20 protein-coding genes and 1 pseudogene are annotated in these 20505 nt (G+C 74.6%); 15 read left to right on the plus strand and 6 right to left on the minus strand.

Features of this window, described 5'->3' with window-relative positions; genetic code table 11:
* The first annotated feature begins 2 nt into the window (after positions 1–2).
* The 6 genes and pseudogenes from OG470_RS25130 (at position 3) to OG470_RS25155 (ending at position 4831) form a co-directional block, all read left to right on the plus strand.
* Positions 3–401 (plus strand): 6-pyruvoyl trahydropterin synthase family protein, encoded by a 399-nt coding sequence (locus OG470_RS25130; protein ID WP_328416026.1) that lies wholly within the window; start codon positions 3–5, stop codon positions 399–401.
* Entirely contained in the window at positions 398–1483 is a 1086-nt protein-coding gene (locus OG470_RS25135; protein WP_328416028.1) for a glycosyltransferase family 4 protein, read from the plus strand. Before OG470_RS25130 ends, OG470_RS25135 begins: the two co-directional genes overlap by 4 nt.
* Complete coding sequence (locus OG470_RS25140) at positions 1480–2304, plus strand: class I SAM-dependent methyltransferase (RefSeq protein WP_328416030.1); 825 nt, start codon at positions 1480–1482, stop codon at positions 2302–2304. Before OG470_RS25135 ends, OG470_RS25140 begins: the two co-directional genes overlap by 4 nt.
* Positions 2305–2368: 64 nt before the next feature.
* Complete coding sequence (locus OG470_RS25145) at positions 2369–3307, plus strand: lysylphosphatidylglycerol synthase transmembrane domain-containing protein (protein WP_328426584.1); 939 nt, start codon at positions 2369–2371, stop codon at positions 3305–3307.
* A 58-nt stretch (positions 3308–3365) separates the two neighbouring features.
* Positions 3366–3983 (plus strand): annotated as a pseudogene (locus OG470_RS25150) (GTP cyclohydrolase II); the annotation flags it as partial.
* 140 nt (positions 3984–4123) lie between these two features.
* Positions 4124–4831 carry a RibD family protein gene (locus OG470_RS25155; protein ID WP_328416031.1) on the plus strand — a complete coding sequence of 236 codons (708 nt, stop codon included), beginning with the start codon at positions 4124–4126 and terminating at the stop codon, positions 4829–4831.
* Here OG470_RS25155 and OG470_RS25160 read toward each other — a convergent pair.
* Together OG470_RS25160 and OG470_RS25165 are read right to left on the minus strand one after the other, a co-directional pair.
* Positions 4798–5292, minus strand: coding sequence for a hypothetical protein (locus OG470_RS25160; RefSeq protein ID WP_328416033.1), 495 nt, complete (start codon positions 5290–5292; stop codon positions 4798–4800). The genes OG470_RS25155 and OG470_RS25160 overlap by 34 nt on opposite strands.
* Entirely contained in the window at positions 5285–6652 is a 1368-nt protein-coding gene (locus OG470_RS25165) for a molybdopterin-dependent oxidoreductase (protein WP_328416035.1), read from the minus strand. The genes OG470_RS25160 and OG470_RS25165 overlap by 8 nt, the downstream gene beginning before the upstream one ends.
* A gap of 310 nt (positions 6653–6962) precedes the next feature.
* Between OG470_RS25165 and OG470_RS25170 the strand changes: the two genes are divergently transcribed.
* Positions 6963–8027 carry an NAD-dependent epimerase/dehydratase family protein gene (locus OG470_RS25170; RefSeq protein WP_328416037.1) on the plus strand — a complete coding sequence of 355 codons (1065 nt, stop codon included), beginning with the start codon at positions 6963–6965 and terminating at the stop codon, positions 8025–8027.
* Positions 8028–8193: 166 nt separating this feature from the next.
* Here OG470_RS25170 and OG470_RS25175 read toward each other — a convergent pair whose 3' ends face one another.
* Positions 8194–9729, minus strand: coding sequence for a hypothetical protein (locus tag OG470_RS25175; protein ID WP_328426586.1), 1536 nt, complete (start codon positions 9727–9729; stop codon positions 8194–8196).
* 145 nt (positions 9730–9874) lie between these two features.
* Here OG470_RS25175 and OG470_RS25180 point away from each other — a divergent pair, with 145 nt between their 5' ends.
* The 3 genes from OG470_RS25180 to OG470_RS25190 are packed head-to-tail and all read left to right on the plus strand — an operon-like array spanning position 9875 to position 11978.
* Positions 9875–10549 carry a glycosyltransferase family 2 protein gene (locus OG470_RS25180; RefSeq protein ID WP_328416039.1) on the plus strand — a complete coding sequence of 225 codons (675 nt, stop codon included), beginning with the start codon at positions 9875–9877 and terminating at the stop codon, positions 10547–10549.
* Positions 10546–11226 (plus strand): TIGR04282 family arsenosugar biosynthesis glycosyltransferase, encoded by a 681-nt coding sequence (locus tag OG470_RS25185; RefSeq protein ID WP_328416040.1) that lies wholly within the window; start codon positions 10546–10548, stop codon positions 11224–11226. Before OG470_RS25180 ends, OG470_RS25185 begins: the two co-directional genes overlap by 4 nt.
* Positions 11223–11978 (plus strand): class I SAM-dependent methyltransferase, encoded by a 756-nt coding sequence (locus tag OG470_RS25190; protein WP_328416042.1) that lies wholly within the window; start codon positions 11223–11225, stop codon positions 11976–11978. The genes OG470_RS25185 and OG470_RS25190 overlap by 4 nt, the downstream gene beginning before the upstream one ends.
* 27 nt (positions 11979–12005) lie before the next feature.
* Here OG470_RS25190 and OG470_RS25195 read toward each other — a convergent pair whose 3' ends face one another.
* Positions 12006–13019: a sensor histidine kinase gene (locus OG470_RS25195; protein ID WP_328416044.1), complete on the minus strand. Its 1014-nt coding sequence runs from the start codon at positions 13017–13019 to the stop codon at positions 12006–12008.
* Entirely contained in the window at positions 13012–13704 is a 693-nt protein-coding gene (locus tag OG470_RS25200; protein WP_328416046.1) for a response regulator transcription factor, read from the minus strand. The genes OG470_RS25195 and OG470_RS25200 overlap by 8 nt, the downstream gene beginning before the upstream one ends.
* 164 nt (positions 13705–13868) lie before the next feature.
* Between OG470_RS25200 and OG470_RS25205 the strand changes: the two genes are divergently transcribed.
* A complete protein-coding gene (locus tag OG470_RS25205) occupies positions 13869–14393 on the plus strand; it encodes a DinB family protein (protein ID WP_328416048.1) in 525 nt (174 codons plus the stop codon).
* Positions 14394–14661: 268 nt separating this feature from the next.
* Here OG470_RS25205 and OG470_RS25210 read toward each other — a convergent pair whose 3' ends face one another.
* A complete protein-coding gene (locus OG470_RS25210) occupies positions 14662–14907 on the minus strand; it encodes a hypothetical protein (protein ID WP_328416050.1) in 246 nt (81 codons plus the stop codon).
* Between the two features lie 282 nt (positions 14908–15189).
* Between OG470_RS25210 and OG470_RS25215 the strand changes: the two genes are divergently transcribed.
* The 4 genes from OG470_RS25215 (at position 15190) to OG470_RS25230 (ending at position 20504) form a co-directional block, all read left to right on the plus strand.
* Entirely contained in the window at positions 15190–16407 is a 1218-nt protein-coding gene (locus tag OG470_RS25215; RefSeq protein WP_328416052.1) for a helix-turn-helix domain-containing protein, read from the plus strand.
* A 9-nt stretch (positions 16408–16416) separates the two neighbouring features.
* A complete protein-coding gene (locus OG470_RS25220; RefSeq protein WP_328416054.1) occupies positions 16417–16959 on the plus strand; it encodes a GNAT family N-acetyltransferase in 543 nt (180 codons plus the stop codon).
* Between the two features lie 232 nt (positions 16960–17191).
* Positions 17192–17485, plus strand: a complete 294-nt coding sequence (locus tag OG470_RS25225; RefSeq protein WP_328416056.1) for a hypothetical protein — start codon at positions 17192–17194, stop codon at positions 17483–17485.
* A 103-nt stretch (positions 17486–17588) separates the two neighbouring features.
* Positions 17589–20504 (plus strand): Hsp70 family protein, encoded by a 2916-nt coding sequence (locus OG470_RS25230; protein WP_328416058.1) that lies wholly within the window; start codon positions 17589–17591, stop codon positions 20502–20504.
* Position 20505 lies beyond the last annotated feature (1 nt).

Genomic DNA, 20505 nt, shown 5'->3' on the forward strand with positions numbered 1-20505 from the left:
CCATGTTCAGCGTGACCGTTCGGGATCACATGATGATCGCCCACAGCTTCCGGGGCGACGTGTTCGGCCCCGCCCAGCGTCTGCACGGGGCGACGTTCGTGGTGGACGCGACGTTCCGCCGGCCCGACCTGGACGCCGACGGCATCGTGGTCGACATCGGCCTGGCCACCGAGCAGTTGCGGGCCGTGCTCGGCGAGCTGACCTACCGCAACCTCGACGACGAGGCCGCGTTCGCCGGGGTGAACACCACCACCGAGGTGCTGGCCCGCACCGTCGCCGACCGGCTGGCCGAGCGGGTGCACGCCGGCGACCTGGGCGCCGGGGCGCGCGAGCTGGCCGGTATCACCGTCACCCTGCACGAGTCGCACGTCGCCTGGGCCAGCTACGAGCGGTCGCTGTGATCGGTGCCGGCCGACCGGCACCGGTCGACCGACCGGAAGCGCCCGGCCGCGCGGTGCACGTCGTCCTGCCCGGCGACATCGACGACCCGGCCACGCCCAGCGGCGGCAACGTCTACGACCGGCGGATCTGCGCCGGGCTCGGCGAGCACGGCTGGTCGGTGCACGAGCACCCGGTGCCCGGCGCGTGGCCGCACCCCGACCCGGCCGCCCGGGCGGAGCTGGCCCGGCTGCTCGCCGCCGCGCCGGACGACGCCGTGGTGCTGCTCGACGGCCTGATCGCCTCGACCGTGCCCGATCTGCTCACCCCGCACAGCCGACGGCTGCGCCTGGTCGTCCTGGTGCACATGCCGCTGCACGACGAGGCCGAGGCCCGTGCGCTGGCCAGCGCACGGGCCGTCGTCACCACCAGCGAGTGGACCCGCCGCCGCCTGCTGGCCCGCCATCCGCTACCCGCCGACCGGGTCCGGGCCGCGCCGCCAGGGGTGACGCCGACGTCGCCGGTGCCCCCCGGCTCGGCCACCGGCGACCGGCTGCTCTGCGTGGCCGCGGTCACCCACCACAAGGGCCACGACGTGCTGGTCGACGCCCTGTCCGTCCTGGCCGCGGTGCCCTGGACGCTGGTCTGCGTCGGCACGCTGACCCGGGAGCCCGAGCTGGTGCACCGGCTGCGCGACCGGCTCGCCGGCGCGGGCCTCACCGACCGGGTCCGGCTGGCCGGCCCGCTGACCGGTGCGGCGCTCGACGACGCGTACGCCGCCGCTGACCTGCTCGTGCTGCCGTCGCGGGGCGAGACGTACGGCATGGTCGTCACCGAGGCGCTGGCCCGTGGCCTGCCGGTGCTGGGCACAGAGGTGGGCGGCCTACCGGAGGCGCTCGGGCAGACCCCCGATGGTGACCTTCCGGGGCTGCTGGTCCCACCGGACGATCCGGCCGCGCTGGCCGGCGCGCTGAGCTGGTGGTTGGGCGACAACGAGCTGCGCGCCCGGCTGCGGCGTGCCGCGCTCGCCCGACGCGACACCCTGACCGACTGGCCGGTGACCACCGCGCGCCTGGCCGCGGTGCTGGAGGAGGTGGCGGAGTGACCGTCGAGGAGACCCTGCCGTTCGCCGACTGGCTGCGGCTGCGCGAGCCCGCCGACGCGGCGGCCCGCGCCGAGGACCTGGTGGAGGCCCTCCGCCCCCGGCTGACCGGCGACGCCCCGACCCTGATCCACGACCTGGGCAGCGGCACCGGCTCGATGAGCCGCTGGCTGGCGGCCCGCCTGCCAGGGCCGCAGCACTGGGTGCTGCACGACCGGGACGCCGACCTGCTGTCCCGTGCCGCCGACGCGATGGGCAGGATCACCGCCGCCGACGGAGCACCCGTCACGGTCAGCACCCGGCACGGCGACCTCACCCGGCTGACCGCCACCGACCTGGCCGACAGTGCGCTGGTCACCGCGTCCGCGCTGCTGGACATGCTGACCGCCCAGGAGGTCGAGCGGGTGGTGGCCGCCTGCGTCGACGCCGGCTGCCCCACCCTGTTCGCGCTCTCGGTGACCGGGCAGGTCCGGCTCACCCCGGCGGACCCGCTGGACCCGGTGATCGAGGCCGCGTTCAACGACCACCAGCGGCGTACCGTCGACGGCCGGCGGCTGCTCGGCCCGGATGCCGTCGCCGCCACCGCCGCCGCGTTCGCCCGCGGAGGCGTCAACGTGCGGGAGCGGCCCAGCCCGTGGCGGCTCGGCCCCGAGCAGGCCGACCTGGCCGCCGAGTGGTTCCGGGGCTGGCTGAGCGCGGCCTGCGAACAGCGACCCGAGCTGGCCGGCCCCGCCCAGGCGTACGCCGAACGCCGGCTGGCCGACGCGGCGGCCGGCCGGCTCGGAGTGCTCGTCGAGCACCGGGACCTACTCGCCCAGGGATGAACCACTGACGCCCCGGGTACGTGCACTAGAGCAAGTGGACGATCTTCAGGGAGGACCGGCGCCGATGTTCTGGGCCTGGGCACGAGTGGTCGGCGGGGCGGGTCTGCTCGCCGTCCTGCTGTGGCAGGTGGGCAGCGGCCCGTTCCTGGCCGGCGTGCGACTGATCGACGCGCCAGCGCTGGCCGCGGCACTGCTCATCGGCGTACTCACCACGGTCTGCGCGGCCTGGCGGTGGAGCCTGGTCGCCGGTGGCCTGGGCGTACGGCTCCCGCTGGCCACCGCGGTGGCGCACTGCTACCGGGCGGTGTTCCTCAACGCCACCCTGCCCGGCGGGGTGCTCGGCGACGTACATCGGGCGGTCCGCCACGGCCGGGATGCCGGCGACGTGAGCCGGGGCATCCGCGCGGTGGTCTGGGAACGTGCCGCCGGTCAGGTGGTCCTGGTGGTTGTCGCGCTGGTGGTGCTGGCCGCCTTCCCGTCCCCGGTGCGGCCGTACCTGCCGGCCGCCGCCGCGCTGCTGGCCGTCGTCGGACTGGCCGCCGTGCTGCTGGCACGGGTCCTGCCGCACGCCGGTCGGTCGCGGTGGGCGCGCGGGCTGCGCACCGCCGTGGCAGACGTCCGGGCCGGGCTGCTGGCCCGACGGACCTGGTTCGGCGTGCTGCTCGCCTCCGCCGTGATGGTCGCCGGTCACCTGGCCACCTTCCTGGTGGCGGCGCGCACCGCCGGCTCGGACGCCCCGCTGTCCCGGCTGCTGCCGTTGACCCTGCTCGCCCTGCTCGCCATGGGGCTGCCGCTGAACATCGCCGGCTTCGGCCCGCGCGAGGGGGTGGCCGCGTGGGCGTTCGGCGCGGCCGGGCTCAGCGCGGCCGAGGGAGTCGCCACCGCCACCGTCTACGGTGCACTTGTGCTGGTGGCCAGCCTGCCCGGGGCCGCGGTGCTGCTCGCCCGGCGGGCTCGGGTTCCGGCCGCCGGTCGGGAAGGTCCCTCCGGCGGCGGCTGTTGAGCCGGTTGTGAGACGGTACGCGTCGCCGCGCGACGGTGACGCTGGACAAAGGAGTCCCATGCGCGAAGCACTGCCGGTCGCCACGGTCCGTACGCAGGTCACGGTGCCGCTGGCGTTTCCCGATGGCTACGCCACGACCGCCCGGGTGTTCTCGTTCAAGGGCCTGGTGGACGGCCGGGAACACCTCGCTTTCGGCCTCGGCGACTGGGCCGGCGCGCTGGACCGGCTCGCCACCGACGGTGAGCCGCCACTGGTCCGGCCGCACAGCGAGTGCCTGACCGGCGACGTGTTCGGCAGTCAACGCTGCGACTGCGGGCCGCAGTTGCGCGAGGCGGCACAGCGGATCGCCGAGGCCGGTGGTTTCCTGCTCTACCTGCGGCAGGAGGGCCGCGGCATCGGCCTGTACGCCAAGCTCGACGCGTACGCCCTGCAGGACGCGGGGCTGGACACCTACCAGGCGAACCTCGCGCTCGGCAGGGGCGAGGACGAGCGGGACTACAGCGTGGCCGCGCAGATGCTGGCCACCCTGGGTGTGCCGCGGATCCGGCTGCTCAGCAACAACCCCGACAAGGCCGAGCAGTTGACCCGGCTGGGCGTGGCGGTCGCCGAGCGGGTGCCCACCAGCGTCTTCCTGTCCCCGGCCAACGCCGGCTACCTGGCGGCGAAGGCGGCCAAGGCGGCGGAGACCGAGTCGGCCGAGACCACGGCGGCAGCCGAAACGGGGCCGGCAGCGGAGGCCGGGGCGGCTGAGGCGCTGGTGGCGGAGGGTGCGCCGCCGGCGCCGACGGGCCGTACCCCCGACCGGCCCGTCTCCCGGTGAGCTGCTGGCCGGCGACGGCGCGGCCGTACGTGCTGCTGAGCTGCGCCACCTCGATCGACGGGTACATCGACGACACCTCCGACCAGCGGCTGCTGCTGTCCAACGAGGACGACCTGGACCGGGTCGACGCGGTCCGGGCCAGCTGCGACGCGATCCTGGTCGGCGCCGGCACCGTCCGCCGCGACGATCCCCGGCTGCTGGTCCGCTCGGCCCACCGTCGGGCCGAGCGGGTGGCGTGCGGCCGACCCGCCTCACCCACCAAGGTCACCCTGACCGCCCGAGGCGACCTCGACCCGACCGCCCGGTTCTTCACCGCCGGCGACCCGGCCCGGCTCGTCTACTGCGCCACCGGCGCGCTGGAGAAGACCCAGGAGCGGCTCGGCCGGCTGGCCACCGTGGTGGACGCTGGTGAGCCGGTCGACCCCGGATGGCTGCTGGCCGACCTGGCTTCCCGGGGCGTGCGGAGGCTGATGGTGGAGGGCGGCGGGACGGTGCACGCACAGTTCCTCACCGCCGGCCTCGCCGACGAACTGCACCTGGTGGTCGCCCCGTTCTTCGTCGGTGACGACCGGGCGCCCCGGTTTGTCGGCGAGGGTAGCTTCCCCTGGCACCCCGGGCGCCGGGCGCGGCTGGCCGAGGCACGGCAGATCGGCGACGTGGTGCTGCTCCGCTACGCCCTCTCCGACCGCTTCGGCGAAACCTGACGCCGGCCGGCGAGGGCGCGGATGGCGTACGTCAGGGCGCTGAGCAGGAACAGGGCGGCGCTGAGCAGCAGCCAGCGGGCCAGGTAGGGCCGCTGGTCCTGGCCGGTGGCCGCGAGGTGGGTGGACTCGCCGAGCCGCAGGATGCCGGGGGCGAAGACCAGGAACAGCAGGGCGCTCGCGAGCACTGGCACCCGGACATGGTTGAGCAGCGCCACCCGGCGGTCCGTCCCGGGGCGGACGACGGCCCGCAGCATCCGGTCGGCGGTCGCGTACACCGGAAAGAGCACCAGGTCGTGGGCGATGACCGCGCCGAGGAACCAGAGCAGCATCCGGCCGGCCGTCGCCTCCCCGGCCAGCCGCAGCGCCACCCAGCCGGCGAGCACGATGGCGGCCGTCACCACGATCAGATGCCGGGGGCCGGCACCGTAGCCAGTGCGCAGCCGGGCGGCCAGCTCAGTCATCGGCCCGGCCCCGGAAGTCGATCTCGGCGACCCACTTGGTGCAGTGCACCCCAGGCAGGGCCGGGACGATGACCCGGGCCGGGTAGCCGTGGTCGGGGGAGAGGTCGACGCCGTTGACCCGCAGGGCGAGCAGCGAATCCGGATCGAGAACCTGATTGGGCGCGAGGACCGCCTGACGGAACAGCCCCGCCTTCTCCAGTGACGACACCCGCGCGGCGGACGGGTCGGCGTCCCCGACCAGGGCGGCCAGGTCGCGCAGCCGTACACCGGTCCAGGTCTGCCGGGTCGACCAGCCCTCCACGCAGGCGATCGGCAGCACGGCGGTGTGCTGCGCCATGGCCAGCAGCCCGGGGCGGTCCAGGGTCACCGTCCGGCCGCCGCCGCGCAGGGTCAGCCGCCAGCCGGCGCCGGTCTGTTCGGGGCGTACGCCGGCGGCGGCGACGGTGCGGTTGACCGGAAAGCCGTTCGGTCCGGGGCCGGGCTGTCGGCCCCGAGGCAGCAGCAGCGCAGTGCGGCGCAGCGGGCCGTCCAGGCTCTGCCCGACGGTCAGCGCGGCCAGCAGCAGCGCCCCGCCGCCGACCAGGCCGACCGCGCCGCGCCGACTGACCGTGGCCGCACCGGGCGCCGCGGCGACCAGACCGTCCGGGTCGGGTGGCTCGGGCCGGGTCGCGGTGCGCGGGGTCCGCAGCTCGGCGCCCAGGGGCCGGGACCGCAGCGCGGCCACCAGCCGGGGGAACTTGAGCACCACGTGCGCCACGAACGCGCCCGTGAAGATCCAGCCGCCGAAGTAGTGGGCGGTGTAGAAGTCGAAGCCGAACAGGTACGAGTACTGAATGTTGAGCAGACCGGTGGCGATCTGGAACAGGATCCCGCCGACCAGCAGCAGCAGGGTGAGCCGTTCCAGCACCTGGGCCAGCGAGCGCGCCGGCGGCCAGTCGAACAGCTTCGGGAGCACCGACCAGAGCTTGCCCAGCACCACCGGGATGAGCACGATCCCGAGCGTCACGTGCAGACCCTGGGTGACCCGGAACAGCCAGGACGGCCGGGTCGGCCAGTCGAAGTCGGGCAGCCGCAGCCAGCCCACATTGCTCGGCAACGCCTGGTCGAAGCGGGGGCCGTAGGCGACGTAGTCGAGCAGCCCCGTGATGATCACCAGGGGCAGCGCCACCAGCAGCACCGACCCGTAGACAGCCGTGAGCCACGGACCGCGCAGCGGACTGCGCCAACTCCGTTCGACCGCGTCCACCCCGGGTGGCCGGTGCCGGTCCAGCGACCGCCAGAACCGGCGCGGCGCGCCGTAGCCACCCGCGGCCGGCGCGGGGGTCCGGCCGCCACTCGGGCCGGTTCTGCTGGTGGGCACCGCTGCTCCTTCCTCGCCGACGCCGCACCGGCGCGGGCCGCCGGCCGGCGCACCGGCGCGGGCCGCCGGCCGGCGCACCGGCGCGGGCCGCCGGCCGGCGCACCGGCGCGGGCCGCCGGCCGGCGCACCGGACCGCCGGGGTCGGTGGCGGGTGCGTTGCGGGCAGGCTAGACCGCGCCGGTACGGCTCGGGCGGGTTTGCCGCATTACCGAACACTTACCGGTCGCCCACGCCGCCGAGCTGTTGCGAACTCCTTACGGGTCACCCGAACCGGCCCGCCGGGTACCCCGTCCGTCCTACCGTGACCGGAATGCGGGTACTGGTCACCGGCGCGGCCGGGTTCATCGGGTCGCAGGTCGTCGACCTGCTGGTCGAGCAGGGGCACGAGGTGGTGGCGTTGGACGCGCTGCTGCCCCAGGCGCACGGCGGCGAACTGCCCGCCTGGTCCCGCCGCCACGAGGTGGTACGCGGCGACGTCCGCGACGGCCCGCTGCTGGACCGACTGCTGTCCGGGGTGGACGCGGTCTGCCACCAGGCGGCGATGGTCGGGCACGGCCTCGACCCGTCGGACGCCCCCGACTACGTCACGCACAACGACTACGGCACGGCGGTGCTGCTCGCCGCGCTGCACCGGGCCGGGATCGGCCGGTTGGTGCTGGCCAGCTCGATGGTGGTCTACGGCGAGGGGCGCTACACCTGCCCCGGCCACGGCACGGTGCGTCCCACGCCCCGGCGGGCCGAGGACATCGCGGCCGGCCGGTACGACCCGACCTGCCCACGCTGCGGCCTCGGCCTCGACCCGGTGCTGGTGCCCGAGGACGCGCCGCTGGAACCGCGCAGCACGTACGCGGCGAGCAAGCTCGCCCAGGAGCACCTGGCCGCAGCGTGGGCCCGGCAGACCGGCGGCGCGGTCTGGGCGTTGCGCTACCACAACGTCTACGGTCCCCGGATGCCCCGCGACACCCCGTACGCCGGAGTGGCGTCGATCTTCCGGTCCGCGCTGGCAGCCGGCGAGGCTCCCCGAGTGCTGGAGGACGGCCGGCAGCAGCGCGACTTCGTGCACGTCACCGACGTGGCGAAGGCGAACCTGCTGGCCCTGACCAGCACCGCGCCGCCGGCCACGCTGGTTCCGGTGAACGTCTGCTCGGGTGAGCCGCACACCGTGGGGGAGTTGGCGGTCACCCTGGCCGAGGCGATGGGCGGACCTGCCCCGCAGGTGGTCGGTGGCGCCCGGGCGGCCGATGTGCGGCACGTGGTGGCCGACCCGCGCCGGGCCGCCGAACTGCTCGGCTACACCGCCCGGGTCGGCTTCGCCGAGGGGGTGGCCGGCTTCGCCACCGACCCGCTGCGCGAACCGGCCGCCATCGCCGGCTGACCGCGCATCCCCCGCGCGCGGCCAGCTTCGCCGAGGCGGTGTGGGCATTAGGCGTGATGACTCTGAGGCATATTTATGCCTCAGAGTCATCACGCTCGAGCGGGGTAGAGCCCCCACGCCAGGGCGCGCCGCACGCGTCCCGTCCGGGGTGCCGCCGGACCCGTGGCTACGACACCGTCCAGAGCAGGTGGTTGACGGCCAGCGCGGTGGCCGCCTGCCCGGCCAGCCACCAGCGCCGCGAGCCGGCCGGCAGACGGGCGGTGGCCACCAGCAGCCAGACGACGAACGGCAGCCAGATCCGCTCCACCTCGGCCTTGCTCAGCCCGGACAAGTCCGCGCCGAGCACCGCTACCAGGGCGGCCAGCGGCAGCAGGACGGTCGGCCCGACCGCGCGTACCGCCGCTGCCGCCGGCCTGGTCACGCGGCCGGCGGCCCGCCACCCGCTCGCCGCCGCGCTCGGACCGAAGCGTGGGCCGCCCGGTGCCGGCCCGGCCGGCGGCGTGGGGGCGCGGGCCGGCAGCGCCCCGCGCTGCGCAGCTCGCCCGGCGAGGCGGCCACGAGCCGGTAGCCCGCGCCGCCACCACTCCGATCGGCCGGCCAGCAGCACCCGCCGCAGCGCCGGCCCGAGCACCGGCCCGGCGCTGAGCAGCAGGGCGGCCAGGTTGGCCCACACCCAGTAGCCGTACGGGCGGTCGGCGGCCCAGCCCTGGTAGTACCGCTCGACCACCAACCGGTACCCGTCCCACCAGTGGAAACCCGCCGCCATGAAGACCGCCGTCACGGCCACCACCCCGGCGCAGGCGGCGAGCAGCGCACCCCTCCGGTGCGTCCACCGCAGCGCCAGCACGGCAAGCGCGAGCACCCCGACCAGCAGAAACCCGTACGACAGGTGCAGTGCGAAGCCGAGCACCGCGCCGCCGGCCGCTGCGGCGGCCCGGCCACCCACCGCCAGCAGGGCCAGGCCAGCCGCGACCACGGCGGCGAAGATGCCGTCGGCGGAGGCGCCCACCCAGACCGCGCCCGGCAGCAGCACCAGGAACGGGAGCACCGCGCGGGCCGCGTCGGCCGCGCCGAGCGCCCGCAGAGTCACTGGCACCGACACCGCCACCGTGGCCCCGACCAGCACGCAGGCCAGCGCGGCGGCGGTACCCCCGCCCAGGCCGACCCGGTCCAGCCAGACGAAGATCAGCAGTGCGCCCGGGGGATGCCCGGCGGTGTGGGTGGACCAGGCGTCCGGCTGGAAGTCCAGGATGCGGCCGGTGAACCCGGCCAGCATCGCCGGGATGTCGGTGACTCGGGGAACCTCGTGCAGGTACTCGGCCTGCGGGGTGAGCCGCCCGGCCAGCCCCGCCGACCAGCCGTCCACCAGGGCCAACGACAGCGTCCAGGCCACCGCCGCCAACCACGCAGCGACCAGCAGGACACCCCACCGGGCGGTGCGGGCCCACCGTGCGCCCCAGCCCACCACCGCGACCGCGACCAGCAACGCGGCCGGGCTGCCCCAGCCCACATGCGGCCGCCAGGTCGCGTACAGCGGAGCGGCGTCGGCGTACAGCCCGGCACCGCGCGCGTTGAGCAGCGCCCCCACCAGCACGGCCACCGCGAGCAGCGCCGCCTCCACGCCCAGCACCAGCAGGTCCCCCCGAGAGCGGCGGGTCGTGGCCCGTCCGGGGGCGGTGGCGGGAACGGCGGTCGAGGTCATGACCACCGGACGGTACGGCGACAGCCCGCCCTCCCGGGGCGGAACCGCCGGCACGTCACCGGACGGTAAGAAATGCCCTGGTGGTAAGGGTTCGGTAAGCACATTCCGGCCTCCGCCGGCCGGGTCCCGTCCTAGCGTCGGCGGTATGCCGACTCAGATCGACGTGGTGCTGCCCTGCCTGGACGAGGCGGCCGCCCTGCCCGGCGTGCTCACCGCCCTGCCACCCGGCTACCGGGCCATCGTGGTGGACAACGGCTCCCGCGACGGCTCGCCCGAGGTGGCCGCCCGGCACGGCGCCCGGGTGGTCCACGAGCCCCGCCGTGGCTACGGCGCGGCGGTGCACGCCGGCCTGGAAGCCGCCGACGGTGAGCTGATCTGCGTCCTCGACGCCGACGGCTCCTTCGACCCGGCCGAGCTGCCGGCCCTGGTCGCCCCGGTGGCGGCCGGCACGGCTGATCTCAGCGTTGGCCGGCGTCGACCGGTCGGGGCCGGGGTCTGGCCGTGGCACGCCCGCGCCGGTACGGCTCTGGTCGCCGCGCTGCTGCGGCGGCGGGGCGTACCCCTGCGGGACCTCAGCCCGATCCGGGTGGCCCGCCGCGACGAGCTGCTCGCCCTCGGCGTCGCCGACCGGGCCTTCGGCTACCCCCTCGAACTGCTGATCCGGGCCGCCGCCGCCGGCTGGCGGATCCACGAGCTGGACGTGACGTACGCGCCCCGGGCCGCCGGCACCCGATCCAAGGTGTCCGGCTCGGTCCGGGGCACCCTGCGCGCCACCCGCGACTTCGCCGGCGTGCTGCGCACCGTGGACGGCCCCCGGTGACCGTCCTGCTGGTGGTCGCCAAGGCGCCGGTGCCCGGGGCGGTGAAGACCAGGCTCTGCCCGCCGGCCACCGCGCAACAGGCGGCCCAGATCGCCGCCGCCGCGCTGCGCGACACCCTCGACGCCGTTCGCGCCACGCCGGGGGTGACCCCGGTGCTGGCCTCTACGGGCCGGCTGACGGAGGCGGAGGACACGGCCGAGCTGACCGCCGCCCTGACCGGCTGGCCGGTGCTGGACCAGCGGGGCACCGGGCTCGGCGACCGGCTCGCCAACGCGTACGCCGAGGTGGCGGCGGCGTACCCGGGCCGGCCCGTACTCCAGATCGGGATGGACACCCCGCAGCTGACCCCGGCCCGGCTGGCCGCCGCGGTACGCCGGCTGCGGGCCGCCGACGCGGTTCTCGGCCGGGCACGCGACGGCGGCTGGTGGTCGCTGGGGCTGCGCGACCCCCGGCACGCGGACGTGCTGCGCGGGGTGCCGATGTCGACGCCCGACACCGGCCACGACACCTGGGCGGCGCTGACCGGGCGAGGGCTGCGGACCGTGCCGCTGCCGGTCCTGCGCGACGTCGACGAGTGGGCCGACGCGCTGGCGGTGGCGGCAGAGGTGCCGGACGGCCGGTTCGCCCGGGAGGTCGCCGCGGTCCAGCTCGCGTTGGTGCCGGGGGACCGGCGATGAACCCGGTCGACACGGCAGTCGACGTCCCGCCCAAGGCGGCACCGCCCCGCCCCGCCGGGTGCGACGGCTCGCCGGGCTGTGACGCCGGGCCCGACGGCTTCGCCGCCGCGTTGGGCGACCGAGCGGCGGGCGGTCGGTGGTTGGTGCACGGCGACGGGGTGCGCAGCCGGCTTCCGGTGCGACGCTGGCACGGCCCGGCCGAGCCGGCCGTGACCGCGGTAGTGGCCCGGTGCGTCGGGCCGACGCTGGATCTCGGCTGTGGGCCGGGCCGGCTCACCGTGGCGCTGGCCCGGGCCGGGCTGACGGCCGTCGGCGTGGACGTCTCGGCGCACGCGGTGCGGTTGACCCGAGCCCGGGGCGCCGTCGCCCTGCGCCGCAACCTGTTCGACCCGCTACCCAGCGAGGGCCGGTGGGCACACGCGGTGCTGATCGATGGCAACATCGGCATCGGCGGAGACCCGGTCGCGCTGCTGCACCGGTGCCGGACGCTGCTCGGGCCCGACGGCACCGTGCTGGTGGAGCTGGAGCCCCCCGGCGCTGGGTTCTGGCAGGGACACGCCCGGGTGGCCGCCACCTATCCGGCCGGCCGGCTCCGGCTCGGCCCACCGTTCCGCTGGGCGCGGCTCGACGCGCACGTCGTCCACCAGGTCGCCGGGGCCGCCGGGCTGGCCGTGCGGGAGCTTTTCCCCCGGGGCCGGCGCTGGTTCGGTGAGCTGACCGCCGTCCACCCGCGCGTCTCCGACCGCACCTGACCGTACGGGCCGGCCGCTCGACACAGGTCACGCCGCCGGTAGGCGGACCACGAAGCGGCAGCCGCCGACGACATTCTGCACGTCCACCCGACCGCCGTGCGCCTCGACCAACCCTCGGACGATCGCCAACCCCAGCCCGCCCGAGCCCTCCCCGCCCGACCGGGGCGTACGGGCCGGCTCACCCCGGAACGCCACGTCGAACAGTCGGGGCAGGTCGTCCTCCGGGATGCCGCCGCAGGTGTCGGCGACCGCCAGCCAGGCGGCGTCGCGTTCGCACCCGGCGGCCACCCGGACGGTGCCGTCGCTCGGCGTGTAGCGCACCGCGTTGAGCAGCAGGTTGCCCACCACCCGGGCCAACTCGGGCTCGCTCGCCAGCACGGTGGGCCAGCCCGACTCGGCGGCCACCAGTCTGATCCGGCGGGCCTCGGCCAGCGGTGCGGCGCCGGCCAGCGCATCGGAGACCACCTCGCCGAGCGGCACCGCCGACAGCGAGAGCCGCAGCGCCCCGGCGTTGATCCGGGACAGCTCGAACAGGTCGTCCACCAGGCGAGTCATCCGATCGGTCTGCGCGCGGATCCGCCCGTGGTACTCGGCAACCGTCGCCGGGTCGTCGACCACCCGGTCCTCCAACGCCTCCGCCATCGCCCGCAGCCCGGCCAGCGGCGTCCGCAGGTCGTGCGACACCCAGGCGACGAGGTCCCGGCGACCCTTCTCGACCCGACGCTCCCGCTCCCGGGCCTGGTCCGCCCAGACCGCGGCCACGGCCAACCGACGCCCGAAATGCCAGCCGACGGCGAGGCTCACCACCGCCGCAGCGGCAACGGTGAGCAGCACGACCTGGAGGTCGTGCGGGGACAGGAACATCGCCTGGGCGACCACCACCACTCCGGCCACCACGGCGGCCACGGTGACGGTGAGCAGGACGCACACGTGCACGGTGATCGACCGGTCGCGCAGCAGCCGCAGGGTCAGCGCGCCGACCAGGCCGACCCCGAGTGCTGCGGCGAGCGCGGCGCCGAAGATCAGCGCCAGGTCACGCATCGGTCGGCTCGTACCGGTAGCCGACGCCCCAGACCGTGACGATCCGCCGGGGCTCGGCCGGGTCGTCCTCGATCTTCTCCCGCAACCGCCGCACGTGGACGGTCACGGTCGACTGGTCGCCGAAGTTCCAGCCCCACACCCGCTCCAGCAGCTCCGTTCGGCGGAACGCCCGTGCCGGGTGCCGCATCAGGTGTGCCAGCAGGTCGAACTCGCGCAGCGTCAGGGCCAGCTCGCGGCCGTGCAGGCGGGCGACCCGAGGCCCGGTGGCCACCTCCAGGCCCGCGTCGACCAGCGGCTCGGCCGCCGGCCCAGCCGGCTCCCCGGCCCGGCGCAGCACCGAACCGACGCGCAGCACCAACTCGCGTGGGGAGAACGGTTTGCCCAGGTAGTCGTCGGCGCCCAGTTGCAGGCCGAGCACCCGGTCCGCCTCGTCGCCGCGCGCGGTCAGCATGATGATCGGTACGCCGTCCGGCCGCTCCCGCAGCCGCCGGCACACCTGTAACCCGTCCAGCCCGGGCAGCATCAGGTCCAGTACCACCAGGTGTGGCGCCCGGTCCTGCACGGCGTCCAGGGCGGCCAGCCCGTCCCCGACGTGGCTCACGTCGTAGCCGGCGTGCTCCAGGTAGCGGCAGACCACGTCGCTGACGGTCCGGTCGTCGTCGACCACGAGCACCCGCTGCGCCACCGGCCACCTCCCCGGCCAGCCTAGCCAGCACCGCTGCGGTCGACGATTCCGCAGATCTTGCGATCCTCTTACGTCCGGCCGGCCTTCCCGTCCGGAGCAGGCCCCAGCGGCAAGCTGCTGATTATCCTGTCGACGGGGGTGCTGCGCCGCGACAGAATTGCCGGATGCCCGTACCGGCCCTGACCCTCCTGCGCTGGCAGTTCGACCTGACGTGGTCGCTGTTCGAATACCACCTTGAGCGACTCGAACCCGCGGACTTCCTCTGGGAGCCGGCCACGGACTGTTGGTCCGTACGGCGTAGCTCTGACGGCAGTTGGACCCCCGACTGGGCAGACACCGAACCCGACCCGATCCCGGTACCGACGATCAGCTGGCTGACGTGGCACATCGGCTGGTGGTGGACCGTCGGGATGGATCATCTTCGGGGGCAATCACCACGGCAGCGTACGGACGTTGAGTGGCCAGGCGCGGGCGAGCCGACTGTCGCCTGGCTGCGGGACCTGCGCACCGAGTGGCTGGGTCTCCTCGACCGCCTCACCGACGCCGACCTCGAAGGCACCGCGCCGTTCCCCTGGCAGGACGACCCCGATCACACGGTCACGCACATGATCGGCTGGGTCAACTCCGAGCTGATGAAGAACGTCGCGGAGATCGGTCAGCTCCGGCTACTGCGTGCGCAGCCCGCTTAACGTCTGAGCGTCATCGCTGGGCAGTTTCCCTGGCCGAGACCTGTGGGCCGTCTTTACGGTGCCGACGGTCGGGCTGCCCCGGCAGATTGCCGTGCGAAGGGCGTGATGGCGTCCAAGTGGTACACGTCGTGGGCGATCAGCTCGGCCAGAGCCGATGCCCGGGGCCAACACCGGGAACGGGTCCCGCAGCGCGGGCATCGACCGTAACGCTGCTGGTGGTCGGCGAGGGTTTGCCACCATCCGGCGACCTGCATAGGGGTGGGCACGCTCACCGGGCGCCGTCCAGGTTCGCGCGGATCGCCGCCACGAGCACCTTCGCCTCGAAGCACCAACCCCGGGCGCACTCACCCTCAGCGCCGCACACGTGGCCATGCACCAGCACCATCCCGTCGGTGACGTCGCGGTATACGGCCACCGCCCACACCAGTTCGTCACGTGCGGTCGGGTTGGGCTCAATCTCAACGGCCAGGAGGAGGAGGCGGGTGCCACGGGGTACATCCAGTTCCACGATCATGTTCGACGCCTCGGAGGTAGTGGCGGCCCCGGTTGCGGGCGATCCGGTTGCCCGGAGGTTCCGGCGGATCCGTATGCGAGCGGGTGCGTGACGACCGGCATTGCAGGGGTGCTGCCAGTGGCCACGCCGACGGTCGGCGACAGCAGCCTCACCATCAGTCTTCGAGGTGCTGCGCCATTCCGTCGGCATCGTGTGCCAACAGGTTCAGACTTGCCGATACGCTGAGCAGACGGCAGCCGTGAGCAGTGGGCCCACACAGCAGCGCACACGCTGGGAGCGAAGGTGGACGGTTGCGGCGACGTACTCAGGCGGCACCGCAAGGCCGGCAAATTGTCGCTGCGCGCTATGGCCAACCAGGTGGCCTACGACTTCGGGTACCTCGGGCAGATTGAGCGCGGCGATCGGCCAGTCACTGACGCCGTGGTCGCCGCCTACGACGACGCCGTGGGCGCGGGTGGTGCGCTGGTTCAGGCGTACCAACAGGAGCGGACAGGCAACACCGACATGCGCAGACGCACCGTCATCCAAGCCATGGGCGCCCTCGCCGCAGCCCCAGCAGCCTCCCCGCTGGTCGCTTTGGAGGCACTGCGCCACGGATTGGGTGCGGCCGTGGACGTCGACCACGACGAGTGGGAGCAGATTGTCGCTGGCTATGGGCTCGGCTACTACCGCCAGCCCACCGATGCGCTGATGGACGAGCTCGGCGCAGACCTGACCGTCCTGCAACACCAGATCGCCGCCGACACCGGTGCCCGCCGACCCCACCTACTGCGCGCCGCCGGTTGCCTGTCCGTGATCGTCGCCCTTGGCCTGGTCGCGTCCGGGCAGGCACTGATGGCTCGCCGCTGGTGGTTGACCGCGCAGCAGGTGGCCGACGAGTCCGGTGAGCCGGACGTACGGGTACTCGTGCGGGCCTGGGATGTCGTCAACGGCTGCTACGACGGTCGCCCGCCGGCCGAGGTGGTGGCAATGTCGGATCAGGTGCTGCCGCTGCTGCATGGGCGGGCCACCCCAGCGTCGTGTGGATTGCTGGCCGGGCGGGCGCAGGCCCTGTCCCTCGCCGGACGCCACGCCGAGGCGATGGCGACGGTGCGGCAACTCTCCGACCTCACCGAGCAGCTTCCCGCAGCGGTGGTCGGTGACGTGGAGTCGCTGTGGGGGTGGCCGGAGCACCGGCTGCGGCACACCGAGTCGTGGGTGTACACGCACGCCGGCCGGTTCGTCGACGCGGAGGCCGCGCAGGGGCGGGCCTTGGAGCTGTATCCGCAGTCGCAGGCCCGGCTGCGGGCGCAGGTGCAGCTACACCAGGCGGCGTGCCTCATCCGGGGCGGACACATACCCGACGGGCTCAGACTGGCAGCGGACCTGCTGGACGACCTGCCGGTGCAACAGCACAACGCGCTGCTGCGGTCCGTCGCCCGGCAGGTGGCGGACGTGGTGCCCACAGCGGAACGGCGCCGTCCCGTCTACGCGGAGCTCGTGGAGCGGGTCACCGCCTAGCATCCGGGGATGCCCGTCACCTACACCGTCCGCGCCGGGACCGCAGCCGCACTCCTGTTCCCTCCGCTGGTCGAGCTGTACGCGCTCGTCTACGCCGAACCTCCATACGAAGAGGGGCCGGAGCAGGTGAGCCGGTTCGCGGATGGTCTGCCTGCTGAAGCGACCCGGCCCGGGTTCACCCTCGTTGCGGCAGAGGACGACGGCAGGCTCATCGGAGCGGCGTACGGGTGGACGATGCCCGCCGGTAGGTGGTGGTTGCGCAGCGACCAGGATCCGCCTGCCGACGTGCTGGTCGCGGACAAACTCGCCGTGATGGAGTGGATCGTCACCCCTGACCGACGCGGCGATGGTGTCGGTTCCGGGCTGATGGTCCGGCTGCTCGGCGGGCGACCCGAGCGGTACGCCACCCTGGCATCCGATCCGCGAGCTGCCGCGCGCCGCATCTACGAGCGGGCCGGATGGCGGCAGGTCGCCCGGTCGCCGCTGCCGGATGGGACCCCCATGGATCTGCTGCTACTCGACCTGCCGGCGGTGCCAGTTCAGGACGACTGACGGCCGTGCCGCCCTGCCGCACAGGGCTGATCGACGAGACCTGATTGATCGCTCGACGATGAGTTGGTTGCCCGTACGCATGCTTCCACCGATCGACGGAACGCCGGCTGGTAGTCACACTGGAGGGGTGCGAAGGTCTCTGGGTGATGGCTGGTCAATCGAGCTGATCGGTCCTTGGACGCAGCAGGGCGACACACAGAGTGCCGCGACCTGGCGCGAGTCGGGTCGGATGGTGCGTGTCTCGCCAGGCGTCCAGTGGCGGTGTGCCGACGGCGCCGACATCATCGCCTCGCTCGACGCCGAGTTGCCACCGGACCCAGTAGGCAAGGTAGGTGAGGGCGGCTGCGACGGGATCGGTCACAGGGCTGCCTGGCTCTACCGCCACAGCGGCGACCCGGCGTTCACCCTCTATGGCTACAACTTCCGCGACGGAACGTACATGGAGACGGTCTTCGCCAGCGCGGACGCCGCGGACCTCGAGTGGGCGTTCGGTGCTTGGCGTTCGGTGGCCTACTCCACCGATTAGTGGGCTCCGACGTCATCCGCGTGACCGAGTGATCAGGGCGGCCGTGCCGGCTGCGTACGATGCGGGGCTGAGTTCCCCTCGTCGCGGCGGAGGTATCGGGCAGATGGCAGGACAGCACGAGGGCTTCGCTCTCGGCGTCGACCTCGGTACGTCCAACACGGTGGCGGTGCTGCGGTGGCCGGACGGGCGGACGCGTCCGCTGCTGATGGACGGTCAGCCGGTCAGTCCGTCCGGTGTGTACGCCGACCCGGACGGCACGCTGCACGCCGGTTGGGACGCTCGGCGGCTGGCGCAGGCTGACCCGGCCCGGTTCGAGGCTAACCCGAAGCGCCGGGTTGACGCGCCGGGCGTGCTGCTCGGCGACCGCTCGTACCCGCCGGCCGAATTGCTCGCCGCGGTGCTGGCGGCCGTCGCGCGGGCCGCGGTGAACACGGTCGGCTTCCTGCCCCCGGCGGTGGTCACCTGCCCGGCGGCCTGGGATGAGACGCGGCGGCAGGTGCTCGGCGACGCGCTGATGCAGGCGGGCTGGCCGCAGGCGGCTGAGCACACCCTCGCCGGGCCGACGCCACCGGGCACCCGGCTGCTGCGTGAGCCGGTGGCCGCCGCCCGCTACTACACCCAGGTGTTGCACCGGCCGGTGCCGGTCGGCGGCGCGATCGCGGTGTTCGACTTCGGCGGCGGGACGCTCGACGTCGCGGTGCTGCGCAACGAGGGCGCCGACCCGTGGGGTGACTCCGGCTTCAGCGTGGTCGCCGATGGTGGCCTGCCCGACCTCGGCGGCCTGGATCTTGACGCGGCGTTGATGCAGCGGGTCGGCGAGCTGGTCGGCGACCGGCACGCCGCGCAGTGGGCCCGGTTGATCCGGCCGACGGATGTGGCGCAGCGCCGCGACCAGATCCGGCTGTGGGACGAGGTCCGGGGCGCCAAGGAGACGCTGTCCCGGTCCACCGTGGCACCGGTCGCGGTGCCCGGGGTGGCCGAGGCGGTGCGGCTGACCCGGGCGGACGTCGAGCGCGTGGCCACGCCGCTGCTGCGCCGCGCGGTGGACCGCGCCCGGGAGGTGATCGCCGCCGCTGGACTCCGCCCCGATCAGCTCTCTGGGCTGTTCCTGGTCGGCGGCTCGTCGCGGATCCCGTTGGTGGCCCGGATGCTGCACGCCGAGCTGGGGGTGGCGCCGACGGTGCTGGACCAGCCGGAGTTGCCGGTGGCCGAGGGCGCGCTGACCGATCTGCCGCTGCGCCGAGGGGTGCCCGCGCCGGCGTACGCCGGACCGCCCGTTGCCCCGCCCGCCCCGGTCGGCGTACCCGCTCAGGCTCCGGCGGGCCCGTCCGCGTCGCCCGTGCCGACCTCACCGGCCGGACCGCCGTACGCGCCGACGTCACCCGCCGCCCCACCCGCCCCGACCGTGGCGAACGGGGCAGGTTCCACGGCACCTACCGTGCCAGCCGGGGCAGGTTCCGCCGCGCAGACCGTGCCGGCCGGTGCCGGACCGATCGCACCGACCCTGCCGTCGCAGCCCGGGCCGGGTTCGACCCTGCCGGCCGGGCCGGGCTGGCCCGGGGCGTCGGCCCCGACCGTGCACGGGCCGGCGGGCGTACCGTCCACCCTGGTCGGCGGGTCCGGAGCGCCCCCACCGTCGGCGCTCACCCCGGCCACCGGGACGCGCTGGCGGCGGGCCCGTTGGGTGGTGCTCGGCGCGGTGCTCGCCCTGGCCGGGGTGGCCACCGCGGCGACCCTCTACCTCACCCGCGACCGCTACCCGGACCTGGAGTTCCGGGCGCTAAGCGAGCTGTCCCGGCCGGCGGCCGGCGCCGAGCGGCCGGCCGGCATGTGGACGGCGGTGCTCGGCGACCGGGCCTACCTCGGGTACCCGCTGCCGGACGACCGGCTGGAGGTGGTGGCTGTCGACACGGCCACCGGCGACGAGCTGTGGCGCGAGCCGACCGACGTCACCGCCGACGACTGGACGGGGCTGGTCGCCGTCCCGGGGGCGGTCGCGGTCCTCGCCGACGCCCCGGGCGACAGCACCCCTCGCGCGCTGGCCATGCTCGACGGTCGCTCAGGCGAACAGCGCTGGTCGCGGATGGTCCGTGGCGACGACGACGTGTACTTCGCCGACGACGTGGCGGTGCTGGTGGACCGGGCCGGCGGCCGGCTGGTCGGCCTGCGGCTGACCAACGGCAACGAGAAGTGGATCCAGGCCAACCCCGGTGACCGGTACGGCGGCAGTCGCACCGTCGTCCGGCCGGTGGGCACCGATCAGGCGGCCGGCGGGCCGGCCTTCCTCGACGGCACGCCCCGCAACCCGTGGACGGGCAAGGGGCGTCGACTGGTGCAGGTCGGGGCGGACCGGTCGGTGCGGCTGCTCGACATGTCCTCCGGCAGTGTGCTGCGCCAGTGGGGCAGCGTGGCCGACCTCGACGACCTGGTGGTGGCGCACGAGGACCGGCTCTACGTGGCCGCCAACGAGGGCGGTTACCAACTGCTGGCGTACGACCTGGGTTCCGACGCGGAGCCTGTGGTGCTCTACCGGGCCGGGAACGACCAGAACCGGCCGAAGGAGCTGGTGGCCTGCGGCGAGCGGCGGGCGTGCCTGCTGGAGGTGCCGAACAGCGACGCCGAGCGCACCGAGGTGGTGGCGGCGACCGAGGGCGAGCAGGCGATCCACTGGTCGGCGCCGGGCGTGACCGACCTGGTCCCACTCGGCACCCGCCTGCTCGCCCAGCGGGACAGCCCGGAGTCGACGGTCACCCTCTTCGACGCCGCCGGAAAGCCGGTGCTGCGCGACCGCCGCGGCGTGGCGGCCCGACTGGACGAGGGCAACCTGCTGGTCTTCGCCAAGGCGCCCAGCACGGTGGCGGACAACCGCGTCCTGGCCGGTGTGTGGGCGAAGTCAGGCGAGGTCGACGAGTTGGGCGAGCTCCAGGAGGTCCGCAGCGCGTCGTGTTCATGGAACACCCGTGTGATCGCCTGCGGTGCGGACAAGGACTTCGTGCTGTACAGCTTCGCCGACGAGTGAC

It is taken from the genome of Micromonospora sp. NBC_00389 (assembly GCF_036059255.1).
In the GTDB taxonomy this organism is placed as follows: Bacteria; Actinomycetota; Actinomycetes; order Mycobacteriales; family Micromonosporaceae; genus Micromonospora.